This window comes from Ornithinibacillus californiensis, from assembly GCF_001038485.1.
GTDB lineage: Bacteria > Bacillota > Bacilli > Bacillales > Amphibacillaceae > Ornithinibacillus > Ornithinibacillus californiensis.
In genome coordinates, this window is sequence record NZ_LDUE01000069.1 from 12,726 (window position 1) to 27,676 (window position 14,951).

A 14,951-nucleotide genomic window follows, 5' to 3' on the forward strand; every position below is an offset into this window, starting at 1 on the left:
TCCCCTTTAGATTAACCTTTTTCTGAAGTGTTCACTGACCCGTTCAATAATAAATACAGTGACAACTAGCATTAGTAGGATCATGCCAACACTTGCGTAATCACGCCAGCCAATCCCTTCTTTTAACAATAGTCCAATGCCACCCGCTCCAACATAGCCTAAAATTGCAGCATAACGAACATTTCCTTCAAAACAGAATAATGCCGTTGATAGGTAATTAGGTAAAACTTGTGGGAAAATTGCATATCGGAACGCCTGCTTTCGATTCATTCCAAGCGATTCCATTGCTTCAAACGAACCCATATCTACGTTTTCTATTTGCTCATATAGTAGTTTCCCGACATAAGCTAGTGTAAAGATAAAGATTGCCACCGTTCCAGCGAATGTACCTAACCCAAAAACAAAAGTAGCAATTAGTGCCGTTACTAAAGTCGGCATCGTTCGTAAAATGCTCAAGAATACCTTGGTACTGGAGACTAATAATCTGTTTTTCACTACATTGGAAGATGCTAGAAAAGCAACTGGAATCGCAACGAGCGAACCTATGATAGAACCAAGCAAGGACATCTTAATGGTATCGATTAAGGGCTGCCAAATACGCGGAAAATAATCCCACTGCGGAGGAATCATTTCTAAGACTATAAAGAAGAATTCATCCCAACGATCAATTAAAATTTTCAACTCAAATCCAGTAAATTCCACCGAAAAGTATAATGCGATTAGAAGCAAAACCAATACAGATGGTGTTCGCGACCTTTTCTCAGCAACAACCTTTCCACTTGGAAGAGCTAATCGTTTAGGTGGGAAAATTTTATCATACATGGACTTTCTCCCCTTCATCCGTTCCTTTATTCTCCGCTTCTACTTGGCCCTTATAAATATAGTCTAGTACCTCTTGCGTTACTTCTTCCGTCTTACCATCAAAAACAATTTGCCCTTCTCTCACGCCAATAATTCGCTCGGCATATTCCAAGGCAATTTCGACATGGTGAATGTTCATAAGGACCGAAATCTCTAACTCTTGATTAATTCGTTTAAAATCGTCCATGACTTGCCTTGCTGTAACCGGATCAAGGGAGGCGATTGGTTCATCCGCCAAGATAATATCTGGATTTTGAGCTAGAGTTCGTGCTAAAGCTACCCGCTGCTGCTGGCCGCCTGATAATTGATCCACACGAACATAAGCTTTATCTAAGATCCCGACCTGGTCTAAGGCACCTAACGCCTTAATTTTATGCTCCTTTGAAAAAACACCAGTCACTTTTCTCCATAGAGGTAGCTCCGGTACAAGGGAAACTAGTACATTTTTTAACACAGAGGTTCTCGTAACGAGATTAAACGATTGAAAAATCATCCCAATACGCTTTCGGAATTTCCGAATCTCACTACCTTTTAAAGAACTTACCTCAACCCCATCCACTATTAGCTGTCCACTAGTAATATCATGCATTCGATTAATACAACGAATAAGAGTCGATTTACCAGCACCAGATAAACCAATAATGGCAACAAATTCTCCTCTTTCTATCTTTACATTAATATTCTGTAATGCTTTAACATTGTTTGCGTAAGTTTTTTCAACATTAACAAATTCAATCATGCGTAATCCCCAATCTTTGTTAAAAAATGAGGCTGTCTCATTAGTGGAGGCTCCCCTAATGGAAGGGCCACACCCATTCTTGAGACATCCTCATTTTATTGTTTTACAACAGATTAATTTAAGCTTTTCACAATTTCTTGTGCTTTTCTTTCGTTATCGTAATCAGCTGACGTAGCTTCTTGATATCCTTCATGATTGTAAATGGAAATAACTTCTTTTCCAGCTTCCGTTTCTGCAATATTTAAAAATGCTGTTTGAATGGCAGTTTTTAAATCATCATCCATAATATCAGAGTTTTTGCTAACACTGATGGTATCGTTATAAATTCCAGGTGTTACACCAATAACATTGGTTTCGTCCCAGATAGATGCTTCACGTTCAAAATCCGCTTGCCATGCATCCGCATTGTCACGTCTTGCATCAGCATAGGTAACCATAACATCGATTTGACCTGCAGCTAGACGGGCAAATGCACTTCCGTAAGAATCGGATGGTACAACACTTTCAAGGTCCGTTATAGTTTTATCAAAGTGATCACTTAACCAGATTGCAGGGTAAATATAACCCGCTGGGGAAGAAGAGGACATAACTGCCCATGATGCACTATTTACATCGTCCCAAGTTAATTCTTCGCCGTTGTTCACTTTCTCAGCTAATGCTTGACCTGTTTCAGATGGACCTGCAATAACTAACGCACGATAATAGGTAACTTGTTTATCAGAAGCTTCCGTTGGCTTATTGTCATTCCAATCTTTCGCAAGATCAGAATCATTGTTTAAGCCTGCACGAGTAGAAGTTAAAATAACTTCTGCACCGTCATCATATAATACATATGTACCACCAGGGATAAGTCCAACATCGATTGTACCTGCAGAAAGTCCTTCTCCAACTGCTTCATAGTTTGTTCCTACAGTAATATCTACTTCTCCGATATCGTATCCTAATGTCGCTAATTCATCCTTTAATAGTTCCTTCAATGGTTCTGTTGCTGTAATAATTTCTTCTGGCTCTCTAGATGGTACAAAGCCAACTGATAATGTTTCGATTACTTGATTGCTAGATTCCTCTGAACCGCCCTCTGCATTATCACCTGCAGCTGTTTGAGCAGAATTGGCATCTGTTTCATCAGTGGAAGCAGGCTCCTCTGATTCACCACAAGCAGCTAGTACCGCAATAAACATTACCATTATTAATGATAACCATAACTTTTTCATACTCGTTTACCTCCTATAAGTTTAGTCGAGACATTACTTATCTTACAGATGGAATATTAATAAAGTATTGATTTACTGTAAAAATCGTGAAGTTAAGAAGCTATTTACGCCTTTCATCGGATTGAATTATTCTCTCCTAACTTAGCACTGGTTTCTAGTCTCTTTCTCTTTAGAAAGGCTCTATTAAAGTTCAACACTGAAATATGTTAAAAAAAATAGAACTACCTTTTGTGGAAGTTCTATTTCGTAATATAGGATTACTAAACTGAGCAATATATGGGCCAGCCCCTCAACTACACGAGCGACTGACCCCTTGCTAATCGTTTCACACTTTATCACTTTAAAGCACTGAGGGACTGTCCCTCACTTCTTAGTCTTTTTGTTTAGTTGCTGATGCTTTGGCAATACCAATTCCTGTATAGCCTAAAATAATTGCAAATACAAATCCTAGGTAACATAGGATTGCCCAAGGCGCATAGTCCAGTGTGGATACACCTAATGTCCCCGCCATGAAGATTCCTGCTGAAGACCATGGGATTAGTGGTACGACTACTGTTCCAGAGTCCTCTAATGTACGAGAAAGGTTTTTGGCATGCAAGTTATATTTTTTATACGTATCCTTGTATATTTCACCTGGTACAATAATAGAAAGATAGGAATTTCCAGTAACAAGTGCCATCGTGATGCATGAGGCTACCGTTGTTAGGATTAAATCTCCGGTACGTCTCACGACTTTCATTAAAGTTTCTAAGATAACATTGAGTGAACCGGTGATGGTCATAATCCCCGCAAAAACAAATGCACTAATCGCGATTAACACAACCCCAGTCATAGACTGCATACCGCCTTGATTCACAAGTCGTGTTACTTCCCAAATGACACTTTCCGGATTAAACCCTGGCTGCTCTACCATAGAAACATTAAAACCAGAAACGGTAGCTGCAAACACATTAGCTGTGCTGAAACCTTGTAAAAATACTCCTAAAATTCCTGCTACACCAGATGATAGAATAATAGTCGGTAGAGTTGGCTTTTTCCGAATAGATCCATACAAAATAATGATTGGTGGAAGTAGCAAGAAGATATTCCAATCAAACATTTCCGTTAAGGTTTGAAGCATGATATTCATTGTTTCAGAAGTAGAAACTGGATCCGTGGATACATTCAGACCAACAATAAAGTAAACAATCGCACTAATAATAAATGCAGGAAGAGTCGTCCACAGCATATGACGGATATGTTCGTACAATTCACTTCCAGCTGCGATCGGTGCTAGGTTGGTTGTATCTGATAACGGAGAAAGCTTATCACCGAAATATGCTCCAGCTACAATAGCCCCAGCGGTAGCTGCTAGATTGGCATCAAGACCTGTTGCAATCCCCATTAAGGCTACCCCGACTGTTCCGACAGAACCCCAAGAAGTACCCGTAACAATCGCAATAATCGCAGATACGACAAATGCAATAAGCACGATAAAGGTTGGGTCAATCATTTTTAAGCCGTAATAAATCATCATTGGAATCGTTCCAGATACCATCCAAGTTCCAATTAGTATTCCAATGGATATGAGGATAAGGATAGCAGGCATTGCTTGTTTAATTTTCTCTTGAATACCTTCCATCAACTCGTCCCAGTTGAACCCTAGACGAAATGCCATAATTCCTGCGTAAGTGGAGGCCAAAATCAGTAATGGCTCTGCGCGAAATCCATATACCCCATAGCCGACAGCTAGTAAAAGTAACATAACGACAATTGGTGAAAATGCCTCAAAAAAGTTTGGTTGTCTTTTCATGCTGGTTCCTCATTTCTTAGATGTAGTATTTAAATGCTTAGTTTTCAAACGTCCCCTTTACAAGAAGTTCTTGATTTTGCAACATATGTTGTCCTTTGGCAAACACATGGTTAATTTCTAACGACTGCTTATCTAAAATAACGATGTCTGCATCGTAGTCTTCTTTAATTTTTCCTTTTTGTGCAAACTTAAGTGCGGATGCTGTATTGGTAGTTACAAGCTTCAATACCTCTTCTAATGACAATCCATGATTTTTTACAGCTGAAACTACTTGCTGGTATAAGGTATTCGTACTTGCAACACCAAAGCCTATTAAATTACCATTCTCATCAAATTTTGGTAGACTACCATTTCCGTCTGAGGATAAAGTCAAATGCTCCATGTCGCCACCGTTTTCTTTATAGTAAGTAATCCACTTGCCTGTTACTTCATCGGCAGTAATATCCACATAAGCCCCTTTATTTGCGAGAATTATGGCATCATCCACTAATTCACGGCTACGAGTAATATGGGTTGCATAAATTTTAGAAGAAGGAATCTCGTAATCTTCCAATAACTGATGAAGGAGGGATAAATATTCCTTACCAGGACCAACATGAAAATGCGTAACTCCTGCTTTTCCACTTAACATACCACCAACATGCGCTTCTCCCACTAGTTTCGCTAATTCATGTAAAGATGGTTGTCCGGAACGAGCATCCGATATCGCAATTTCTCCCGCCCCAATAACTTTATCAATGATTATTACGTCATCCTTCACATTGGATAGGATGGTTGGAGTTGGAACTGCATAGTTTCCACTATATATATAGGTAGTGATCCCCTCTTCTTCTAACCCGCGTGCTTTTGCTAGAAGTGAAGTCATATGACGGGTCGTTCCATCTGTTCCCAAAAGGCCTACAACGGTAGTAATACCCGAATGGATCATATCACTTAGTTGAATTTCCGGTGTACGAGTGGCAAAACCACCTTCGCCACCACCACCAATTAAGTGGACATGGGGGTCAATAAATCCTGGTACAACCAAAGAGCCCTCCGCATCTACCACATTATATACAATACCTAGATGGGCTAATGTCTCTTCATCGATATCGCCAATCTTGGCTATCTTGTTTCCAAGTAAAAGAATAGATTGTATTCCTAGCGGTTTAGGTGCGTAAATCTCACCATTTTTTATTAGTGTTATCATGTTGTCCCTCCAGAATTGTGTATAATTTCACATACGTAATTTTGTATAATTATACGAATTATATCATAATTACAGAATAGATGAAAAGGTTAATCATTCCATTTCCTGTTCTGTGTTTGACAATGTTCCTCCCTCCATGTCCTACCACTTTTATTGTTTTTCCAAACTAAAACATGCTATGATTCCTCATAACATTAATTGGAAAGGGCGAGGAATAGATGTCGCTAGAAAGTGTTAAAGCTCATTTTAAAAAATGGAATCGAGAGAACGATATTATGGAATTTGATACTTCCAGTGCCACCGTACAAGAGGCAGCTGATACGATTGGGGTAAAACCCGCACAGATCGCGAAAACATTATCCCTTCGAGGTGAAGGAGATAAAGCTATTCTTGTTGTCGCTGCTGGTGATGCGAAAATTGATAATAAAAAGTTTCGTCATACGTTCACTTTTAAGGCGCGAATGCTTTCACCTGGAGAAGTACTCGAACAAACCGGGCATCCCATTGGTGGGGTTTGTCCATTTGGTTTAGCAAATGAATTGGATGTCTATCTAGATATTTCCATGAAACGTTTTGAAAAGGTATTTCCGGCTTGTGGAAGCACCAATTCCGCAATTGAATTGACCTGTGATGAATTAGCTAAATACTCCTTTTCGTGCGTTTGGGTCGATGTTTGTAAAGGTTGGGAAGATGAAGATTTAGCTGCCGTTTCTCATAATAGTAATAAAGCTTGAATTTTACATAAAAATGGAGGTTTCACCAATGAGTATTAACTATCAAAATAGAATAACAACTCTAAAAAATAATCTAAATGAAAAAGGCTTCGATGTAGCTATGATCACGTCACCCGCAAACGTATTCTATTATACTGGTTTCCATTCGGATCCACACGAACGTTTTATGGCTTTAGTTATAGATAACCGGATAGATGATTTTTTACTGTTCGTTCCAGCTTTAGATAAGGAAATTGCGGAAGATGAATCATTTGTTAAAAACATTATTTCTATTTCCGATGAACAAGATCCATTTGCCATACTTCAGGCAAAACTTGGCGAAAATATAACACGGTTTGGTCTTGAATGGAAGGTAGTGAGCATGTTTCAGCATAACCTTCTGTCATCTATTTTTCCTAATGCCACCTATGGTGACATCCAGCCTATTATTCATTCACAACGTTTAAATAAATCAAGAAGTGAGATAGTTTATCTACAAGAAGCAGTAGACATCATTGAAAAGGTACTTGCTGAGGGAATCAAGAAAGTCCGGATTGGTATGACTGAAGCTGAATTAGTTGCAGAACTAGAGTATCTCATGAAGAAGTTTGGTGCGGCTGGACCATCATTTTCAACGATTGTTCTATCTGGAGAAAAATCGGCATTACCTCATGGAATGCCAGGGCAACGTCACTTCAAACAAGGTGACTTTTTATTAATTGATTTTGGTGTTATAACAAGCAACGGCTATTGTTCGGATACAACTAGGACTTTCATCATTGGCGAAGCATCTGAAAAACAGAAAGAAATATATGATATTGTCCTACAATCTAATCAAGCTGGTATAAATGCTGTTAAGGCAGGAGTTCCGCTCAAAACATTTGATATAGCAGCAAGAAATGTTATACAACAAAGTGGTTATGGCGATTACTTCAACAACCGAGTGGGACATGGTCTTGGCATCGAGGTGCATGAAGAACCATCCGTTCATCAAAATAATGAGCAACTAGCCGATAAAGGGTTGTTGTTTACCATAGAACCCGGAATCTATATTCCAAATTATGGTGGTGTTCGCATTGAAGATGAGGTTTACATTAACGAAAACGGTGGAGCTGAAGTACTGACTTCATTTCCGAGAGAGTTGCAGCTACTATAGTAATGGGACAAGGGCACAGTGAACTTGTCCCATTACTTTTTCCACAAAGATTATAAAAATAAGCATTAATCATCAGAATTAATAAAAATTACTAGAATATATTTGCACTGAGGACAAGAAAGGGAGAGGAGATAATAATGGTAGAAAACAAGGTGTTGTTCATTACGGGAGCGGCAAGTGGGATTGGGTTTGAAATTGCGATGAATTTTTTACAACATGGTGCGAAGGTAGTATTCTCCGATGTTAATGAAGAAAAATTACTAACCATTACGGATGAGTTACAGGGGAAAGGCTTCGATTGCATCAGTGTTCGATGTGATGTAACAAACGAAGAAGAGTTGAAAAAAGCTATTGATTTAACTATGGACAAGTATGGAAGAATCGATGTGCTAATTAATAACGCTGGGTTACAACATGTTTCTAGATTAGAAGATTTTCCTACAGAGAAATTTGAGTACTTGATTAAAGTGATGCTAGTAGCGCCATTTATGGCAACGAAACATGTTTTTCCAATCATGAAGGACCAAAAACAAGGACGCATTATAAACATTGCTTCCATTAATGGTTTAATCGGATTTGCTGGGAAAGCTGCCTATAACAGTGCCAAGCACGGTGTCATAGGACTAACTAAAGTAGCTGCATTAGAAGCAGCAGATTCTGGCATTACAGTTAATGCCATTTGCCCAGGTTATGTCGACACACCACTAGTTCGTGGACAATTTGAAGACCTAGCTAACACTAGAAATATTTCTGTTGAAAAGGTATTGGATGAAGTTCTATATCCATTGATTCCACAAAAGTGATTGTTAGATGTTCAAGAGATTGCTGATTACGCTTTATTTCTTGCTAGCGATAAAGCAAAAGGGGTTACTGGACAAGCAGTTGTTCTGGATGCGGGATATACCGCTCAATAATTTTCTACTGGGAAGGAGTAGTTAACATGCTAGGTATTATTCTTGGCTTGATCGTATTGATGGTTCTAGCTTATCGGGGATGGTCGATTCTTTGGATAGCCCCAATAAGTGCTGGGATTGTTGCATTGACCGGTGGACTCGATTTGTTAGAAGCTTATAAAGGAACTTATATGGAAGGTTTTGTAGGCTTTGCTAAGCAATGGTTCCCGGTATTTATGCTTGGTGCAATTTTTGGAAAGTTAATGGAAGACACGGGCATGGCTAAATCGGTGGCAATTGCTCTATCCAAATTAATGGGAAAAGAGCGAGCGATTCTTGGGGTGCTTGTATCCTCTGCCGTATTGACCTATGGTGGCGTAAGTCTATTTGTAGTGGTATTTGCCGTCTATCCGCTGGCAATTGGATTATTCCGTGAGGCGAATATTAATCGAAGGCTCATCCCTGGTACGGTTGCTCTCGGTGCATTTACCTTTACTATGACAGCCATACCAGGAACACCACAGATACAAAATTTAATCCCAATGGAGTACTTTCATACAGGCCCAACTGCAGCTCCAATCATGGGGATTATCGCTACTTTAGTAATGGGTGTTGGTGGTTACTTATACTTACGTTGGCGTGAAAAGTCTTTAAAGGCGAAAGGTGAGGTATTTACAGAGCCTGATGAGAAAGTAAACGAAGATGCAGGGAAAGTACCGAACTTTTTCCTATCCGTTCTACCGTTAGTTGCGGTACTAGTCACACTAAACTTGTTTAAATGGGATGTTATTGTCTCTTTATTGGTTGGTATACTACTAATCTTAGTATTCAATGTTCAAAAAGTGAAATCGTTTGTTAAAGCGATTAACAATGGTGCAATTGGATCAATTACAGCGATTATTAACACAAGTGCCGCTGTTGGATTTGGTACAGTTGTTAAAGCTGTTCCAGGCTTTGAAACCTTAACCAACATGCTCCTCAATATTAAAGGAAGTCCGCTAATTTCAGAAGCAATTGCTGTTAACCTACTAGCCGGTGCTACTGGATCAGCATCTGGCGGAATGGGGATTGCTTTAGAAGCACTTGGTGAAAAATACTATCAAATTGCCTTAGATACAGGAATAGCACCTGAGGCCTTCCACAGAATTGCATCACTTGCTTCCGGAGGCTTGGATACCCTGCCACATAACGGCGCTGTTCTAACACTTCTTGCGATCACAGGAATGTCCCATAAAGATAGCTATAAAGATATTGCCGTGGTTTCCTTAGGTATTCCAGTCATTGCAGTTGTTGTTGCTATTCTGTTTGCTTCTATTGGTATTTATTAAATATAAATAACACCATATTTAGGTAATAGATTTTTGGTCTAATCTATTATGCCAAATAATGGGGTATTTTTATTATACTTCCCCACCCCTGTTCCCTTAGTGAGAAGATACTATTTTATTTTCTATCAGCCTACTGAACTCACGCTAAAGTTGATGCCCTATATCAGTACATTATGATAGTATTATTATAAAAACGAAGCAAAGCTTTCTGAGTAGAAGATTCCTGATTAAGAGATAAAGGTGGTAGCAAAATGATAGATTTAAGAAGTGATACAGTAACAAAGCCAACAGAGTCCATGCGAAAAGCAGCATACGTTGCTGAAGTTGGGGACGATGTCTATGGAGAGGACCCTACCGTTAATAGATTGGAAGAAAAAGCGGCGGAATTACTTGGAAAAGAGAAAGCACTATTTGTAACTAGTGGAACACAGGGAAATCAAATTGCTGCCCTCACCCACTGTAGACCTGGTGATGAAGTTATTTTAGAGGCAAGTTCTCATATCTACATGTATGAGGTTGGTGGCTTCTCTGCATTAGCAAATGTTCAAACCCGAACAGTGCAAGGCGTGAGGGGTGCAATGGATCCAGTAGAAGTGAAAAACACGATTCGTACAGAGAACATACACTATCCAACTACTTCATTAATTTGCATGGAAAACACTCACAACTTAGCAGGAGGAGCCATATTACCTTTAAGCAATATGCAGACTATCTATCAAGTAGCGAAAGATAATAATCTTCAAGTCCATCTTGATGGGGCTAGACTATTTAATGCCTCAGTTGGTTCTGGTATACCCTTAGAGGAATATGCTAAAAATGCCGATTCTGTTCAATTTTGCCTATCGAAAGGTCTTGGCGCACCAGTAGGTTCAATCATTGCTGGCACAGAGGATTTTATTAATCGAGCAAGAAAATGGCGTAAGATGCTAGGTGGTGGGTTAAGACAAGTTGGTATTATAGCTGCGCCTGGTTTAGTTGCATTAGAAGAAAACATTGATAGATTAGCAGAGGATCATCTTCATGCTAAGGTGTTAGCTGATGGTCTAGCTAATATGAGTGGTATTACCGTAGAAAATAAAGTTGAAACGAATATTATTATTGTTAACGTAAAAGAAACCGGACTTACTCCTGAGACTTTCGTTGAGGCATTAAAATCAAAAGGCGTCTTGGCAGGTGTTTTTGGTCTAGAGACTGTACGTTTTGTTACGCATTATGACGTTTCGAGAGAAGAAATTGAGAAGACATTAGTAGCGGTCCAAGCAATCATATAGTAGGTGCCAGTCACTTCGACACATGCTGGGGAGTGACTGGCACCTTTATATTGCGTATTATTATTTCAGTGCCAAAGCAAGTTGCATTGGCATTCGTACTGACAAATGACTTGCTATTTGATTTACATCTCCTACGAAAAACAAATCCCTATGTGGATAATAGAATGCAAACGAGCCTGTTGAACCTGCATGTCCAACTATCTCCCCTTTCCCCATAAATAGAGTACCAATACCATGTAGTGGTACACGCATGTAACCACCACTGTACTGAATAGGAAACATGGAGAATTGTAACTTATTATATTTATCTAATTGATCAAGGATTGTCTTATTAAACAACCTTCCTCCAAAGAAAGCTTTTATAAAAGTCATCATTTCACGTGCAGTACTAATGGCGCCACCACTAGCTTTACAGCTGTTAACGAACTTAGGTCGAGAAAGTACAGTGTCCTTATAATAAATGCTTGGAATACTGTCATGCCCGCTACTTGGTAAATAGGTATTGACGAGTCCTAACGGTTTAAAGATTAGTGATTCAAATACCTCTTCTAATGATGATTTCGTAACCGTTTCAATGATTTTTCCAAGCATATCAAAGTTAATATCTGCATAATGTGCTTTGTTCCCTGTATTAGGTGAAAAATGAGGTTTCAATTTCTTCGTCAGCATTACCATGTTATCAAAAGAAATCTGTATATCTTCAGAGAGTATACGTTTACTAAGGCTACCCTTCCCCTCTACATAGGCATCTGGTAGTCCGCTTGTTTGATAGAGCAAATGTGAGATGGTTAATTGAGAGGTGTAATCATGTCCCTTATAGATATGTAGTTCACTAAGTATAGGCTTGTCGAAGTAATTGACTATCTTGTCATCTAGTGACACCTTACTTTGTTCCAACAATTTCAACACACAAGTCGTTGTAAACAATTTTGTAATGCTTGCCATCAATAACGGTGTGTCAATACTTTTTCCCCCATAATCTTTCGCATATGAAAAGTCTCCTTTTGTGTTTTCTACAAATAGAACGGACTCATGTATATGCTTTGATTTAATAACTCGGCTAAACCTTTTCTCGATTTTTTCAGTCTCCATACCGTTTCACATCTCCCCCTTCTTCCAATGTTAGCATAACCTTCAAATAATTCAATCGAGAGAGAAAGCCGCACAAAGTAGTTGACTAAAACTACATAAACATAGGGAAGATCTCTTGTTTCACCTTCCTGAAACAGTAGCTCTTCCCTGTGTTCCCCCTGCAGCAAGCAGTAAATTCTATTATGTTTTACGAACGAAACGTGACCTTAATTCATACTATAAATCCCCAACCAAATTAATAACCAGGATAAAATGGGGAGTACAGCGGAGAATAGTATGGGAATAAGAAAAGTCTAGAAAATAGATTTAGTGGAAAGCGTTGACGACGGTACCTACGAAATCTTCTTCGTGGTCGTCCATAACCATAATTGTCGTAGCCACCATACCCGTTAAAATCAAAACCAAATTGTCTATTCTCTCCATTTAGTTCCATTTGTTCTGAATCTACTTCCTCAGGAATCAACATGGTTACCCCATTATCATCCATACCTTCAATAATCCCATCAAATTGTGACCCATCATTCATTTGTGCCATAACATGATAATTCATATACCGTTGACACAGTGATTTCATATCCCCTTGCATAGATTGAAGATCTCCTAGATTTTGATGATTCATATAATTATTTTGATTCACTTGAATATCTCTCCTTTCTTTACATATTTAGGTTATTCCCCTAGCTCGGGCTGTGATTGGGCTCGATATATAGGAGAAAGTCGCAACAAGTGTATACGTGGCAAACTTTTATTTAGGATTGCTATAAGTTTTCAGTTTTTTCGACTGACATAGCGTACTTATCGTGTTACATTAAGAAATAACTTAGATACTTTTTTTAAATCCCTTTGCTAAAGGTTGGTGTTTATCTATGCTTATCATTCATGATGTAATACAAGCACGAGAAGAAATTGCTGATTTCATTCACGAAACACCTATACTACACTCTGCTCACCTTAGTGAAATTTGCGGAAATGAGATGTATTTTAAAGCAGAGCATCTACAGAAGACTGGTTCTTTTAAAATTCGAGGTGCTACCCATCGAGTGAAACGGGCGGTTAGAGAAGGAGCAACCTTTGTAACGGCTGCTTCTAGCGGAAATCATGGTCAGGCTGTAGCCTATATCGCAAATCAACTAGGTATACCAGCTACCATCGTCGTACCCGTTGATGCAAATGAAAGTAAGCAAAATGCTATAAAAGCATATGGTGGAAATATTGAAAAGTGTGGGACCACTTCAGCTGAGAGGCTGCCAAGAGCTAAAGCGTTGGCAAAAGAAAAAAATGGCGTGTTTATACCACCATATGATGATCCATTTGTTATGGCGGGACAAGGTACAATAGGGTTAGAAATATTGGGGCAGTTTGAAGAGACTGACGTTATTGTAGTACCTATTGGGGGAGGCGGTTTAATATCTGGAATATTAACAGCAATTAAGCAGAAAAAGCCAAAAGTAAAGGTTATTGGCGTAGAGCCAGATACTGCCAATGATACATATCTCTCATTAAAGAACGGAAAAATAACTGCCATACCAGCAACAACTACGATAGCAGATGGACTCCGGACTAGTCAGCCGGGCAATTTGACGTTTCCAATTGTCCTAAAATACTTGGATGATTTAGTACTTGTAACCGAGGAAGAAATTAAGGAAGCACAGTACTTTGTGTTAGAAAGAATGAAACAACTGATTGAACCATCCAGCGCAGTAACCGTTGCAGCAGCAATGAATAGGAAATTGGGTGTGCAAGGTAAGAATGTTGTTTGTGTACTGTCAGGTGGAAATGTGGATTTTTCCAATTTCAGATAATCAAGTTACTTAAATACAAGTTATCAAACAATAAAAAGGGAAGGCCTTTTAACCTTCCCCTCTAACCTCGATCAAACTAATCTGACTCTGATTTAAAAACCGTACAGGATATCCACTTGTTCCAATCCCACTATCAACATAGAGATACTGACCCGTATGAATTTCAAATATACCTTTGTCTAACTTCGGGAAAAAACTTCTATCAGGACCAACTACTGCACCAATTAAGGGGAGTCTTATTTGCCCTCCATGTGTATGCCCACTCAATATTAAGTCAGCTGGAATCGAATCATATTTGTCCACAACATTTGGAGAATGAGATAATAAAACTGTGTAATGTTCCTCGCTGATGCTATCAAATGCCTGATCAAGATCTTCATGATTCGTAGATTCATTATCGATTCCTACTAAATTAATAACCGTATCACCTCGTGTTATTTTGGTATTTTGATTTCTAAGTATGTTAACACCACGTTCCTCTAGGCCTGCTAGGAACATATCTACATTGTCATTTCCCAATTCATGGTTACCAGTAACATAGTAGACATTTGGATTAACCTTAATTATTTCCTCGACTAAAGTAAAGACATTAGTAAAATCATTGGTTCCTCTGCTTATCAGGTCGCCAGTTAGCACAACTACATCTGCATGTATGTCTTTCACCGTCTTAATCAAGATTTCATTTTGTTTTCCAAACACTCGATTATGTAGGTCAGTTATTTGCAGTATGGAAAAATTGGTATCATGCGGAAGCTTTTTGGTACGAAATCGAATATTATTTACTTTGAATATATTCGTATCAACATAGACTTTCACTAGGGAACTTAGTAGCAATGCACCTGAAAGCAACAAAAATTGCTTTGCTTTCTTTTTAGTAACCTTTTTCGGCATAAATTTTCCA

Annotated in this window: 13 protein-coding genes and 1 pseudogene; 6 read left to right on the plus strand and 8 right to left on the minus strand. The window is 38.8% G+C overall.

What is annotated here, in order from left to right:
• Positions 1-6 precede the first annotated feature (6 nt).
• The 5 genes from phnE to iadA form a co-directional block, all read right to left on the minus strand.
• On the minus strand, positions 7-822 hold the full coding sequence (gene phnE, locus TE34_RS19010) for a phosphonate ABC transporter, permease protein PhnE (protein ID WP_047986396.1): 816 nt from the start codon (positions 820-822) through the stop codon (positions 7-9).
• Positions 815-1,600, minus strand: a complete 786-nt coding sequence (gene phnC / locus TE34_RS19015) for a phosphonate ABC transporter ATP-binding protein (RefSeq protein ID WP_047986397.1) — start codon at positions 1,598-1,600, stop codon at positions 815-817. The genes phnE and phnC overlap by 8 nt, the downstream gene beginning before the upstream one ends.
• Positions 1,601-1,713: 113 nt before the next feature.
• Positions 1,714-2,814: a PhnD/SsuA/transferrin family substrate-binding protein gene (locus TE34_RS19020; RefSeq protein ID WP_053075141.1), complete on the minus strand. Its 1,101-nt coding sequence runs from the start codon at positions 2,812-2,814 to the stop codon at positions 1,714-1,716.
• Positions 2,815-3,184: 370 nt separating this feature from the next.
• Positions 3,185-4,606, minus strand: coding sequence for a Na+/H+ antiporter NhaC (gene nhaC / locus TE34_RS19025; RefSeq protein WP_047986398.1), 1,422 nt, complete (start codon positions 4,604-4,606; stop codon positions 3,185-3,187).
• A gap of 37 nt (positions 4,607-4,643) precedes the next feature.
• A complete protein-coding gene (iadA, locus tag TE34_RS19030; RefSeq protein WP_053075142.1) occupies positions 4,644-5,795 on the minus strand; it encodes a beta-aspartyl-peptidase in 1,152 nt (383 codons plus the stop codon).
• Positions 5,796-6,013: 218 nt separating this feature from the next.
• Between iadA and TE34_RS19035 the strand changes: the two genes are divergently transcribed.
• From TE34_RS19035 to ltaE, 5 genes and pseudogenes are all read left to right on the plus strand, one after another.
• Entirely contained in the window at positions 6,014-6,529 is a 516-nt protein-coding gene (locus TE34_RS19035; protein WP_047986399.1) for a YbaK/EbsC family protein, read from the plus strand.
• A gap of 28 nt (positions 6,530-6,557) precedes the next feature.
• The gene (locus TE34_RS19040; protein WP_047986400.1) at positions 6,558-7,664 is read left to right on the plus strand and encodes a M24 family metallopeptidase; all 1,107 of its coding nucleotides are present in this window, start codon (positions 6,558-6,560) and stop codon (positions 7,662-7,664) included.
• Positions 7,665-7,801: 137 nt separating this feature from the next.
• Positions 7,802-8,578 (plus strand): annotated as a pseudogene (locus TE34_RS19045) (3-hydroxybutyrate dehydrogenase).
• A gap of 26 nt (positions 8,579-8,604) precedes the next feature.
• On the plus strand, positions 8,605-9,885 hold the full coding sequence (locus TE34_RS19050) for a GntP family permease (RefSeq protein ID WP_047986401.1): 1,281 nt from the start codon (positions 8,605-8,607) through the stop codon (positions 9,883-9,885).
• A gap of 251 nt (positions 9,886-10,136) precedes the next feature.
• Positions 10,137-11,156, plus strand: coding sequence for a low-specificity L-threonine aldolase (gene ltaE / locus TE34_RS19055; protein ID WP_047986402.1), 1,020 nt, complete (start codon positions 10,137-10,139; stop codon positions 11,154-11,156).
• A gap of 60 nt (positions 11,157-11,216) precedes the next feature.
• On the opposite strand, the gene TE34_RS19060 is transcribed toward ltaE, so the two are convergent.
• Positions 11,217-12,248: a serine hydrolase domain-containing protein gene (locus TE34_RS19060; protein ID WP_047986403.1), complete on the minus strand. Its 1,032-nt coding sequence runs from the start codon at positions 12,246-12,248 to the stop codon at positions 11,217-11,219.
• Between the two features lie 235 nt (positions 12,249-12,483).
• A complete protein-coding gene (locus TE34_RS19065; RefSeq protein WP_053075143.1) occupies positions 12,484-12,885 on the minus strand; it encodes a hypothetical protein in 402 nt (133 codons plus the stop codon).
• A gap of 229 nt (positions 12,886-13,114) precedes the next feature.
• On the opposite strand from TE34_RS19065, the gene TE34_RS19070 reads away from it, so the two are divergent.
• Complete coding sequence (locus TE34_RS19070) at positions 13,115-14,050, plus strand: threonine ammonia-lyase (RefSeq protein WP_047986404.1); 936 nt, start codon at positions 13,115-13,117, stop codon at positions 14,048-14,050.
• A 48-nt stretch (positions 14,051-14,098) separates the two neighbouring features.
• Here the strand turns inward: TE34_RS19070 and TE34_RS19075 are convergent, their stop codons facing one another.
• A complete protein-coding gene (locus tag TE34_RS19075) occupies positions 14,099-14,941 on the minus strand; it encodes a metallophosphoesterase (protein WP_047986405.1) in 843 nt (280 codons plus the stop codon).
• Between the last annotated feature and the right edge of the window lie 10 nt (positions 14,942-14,951).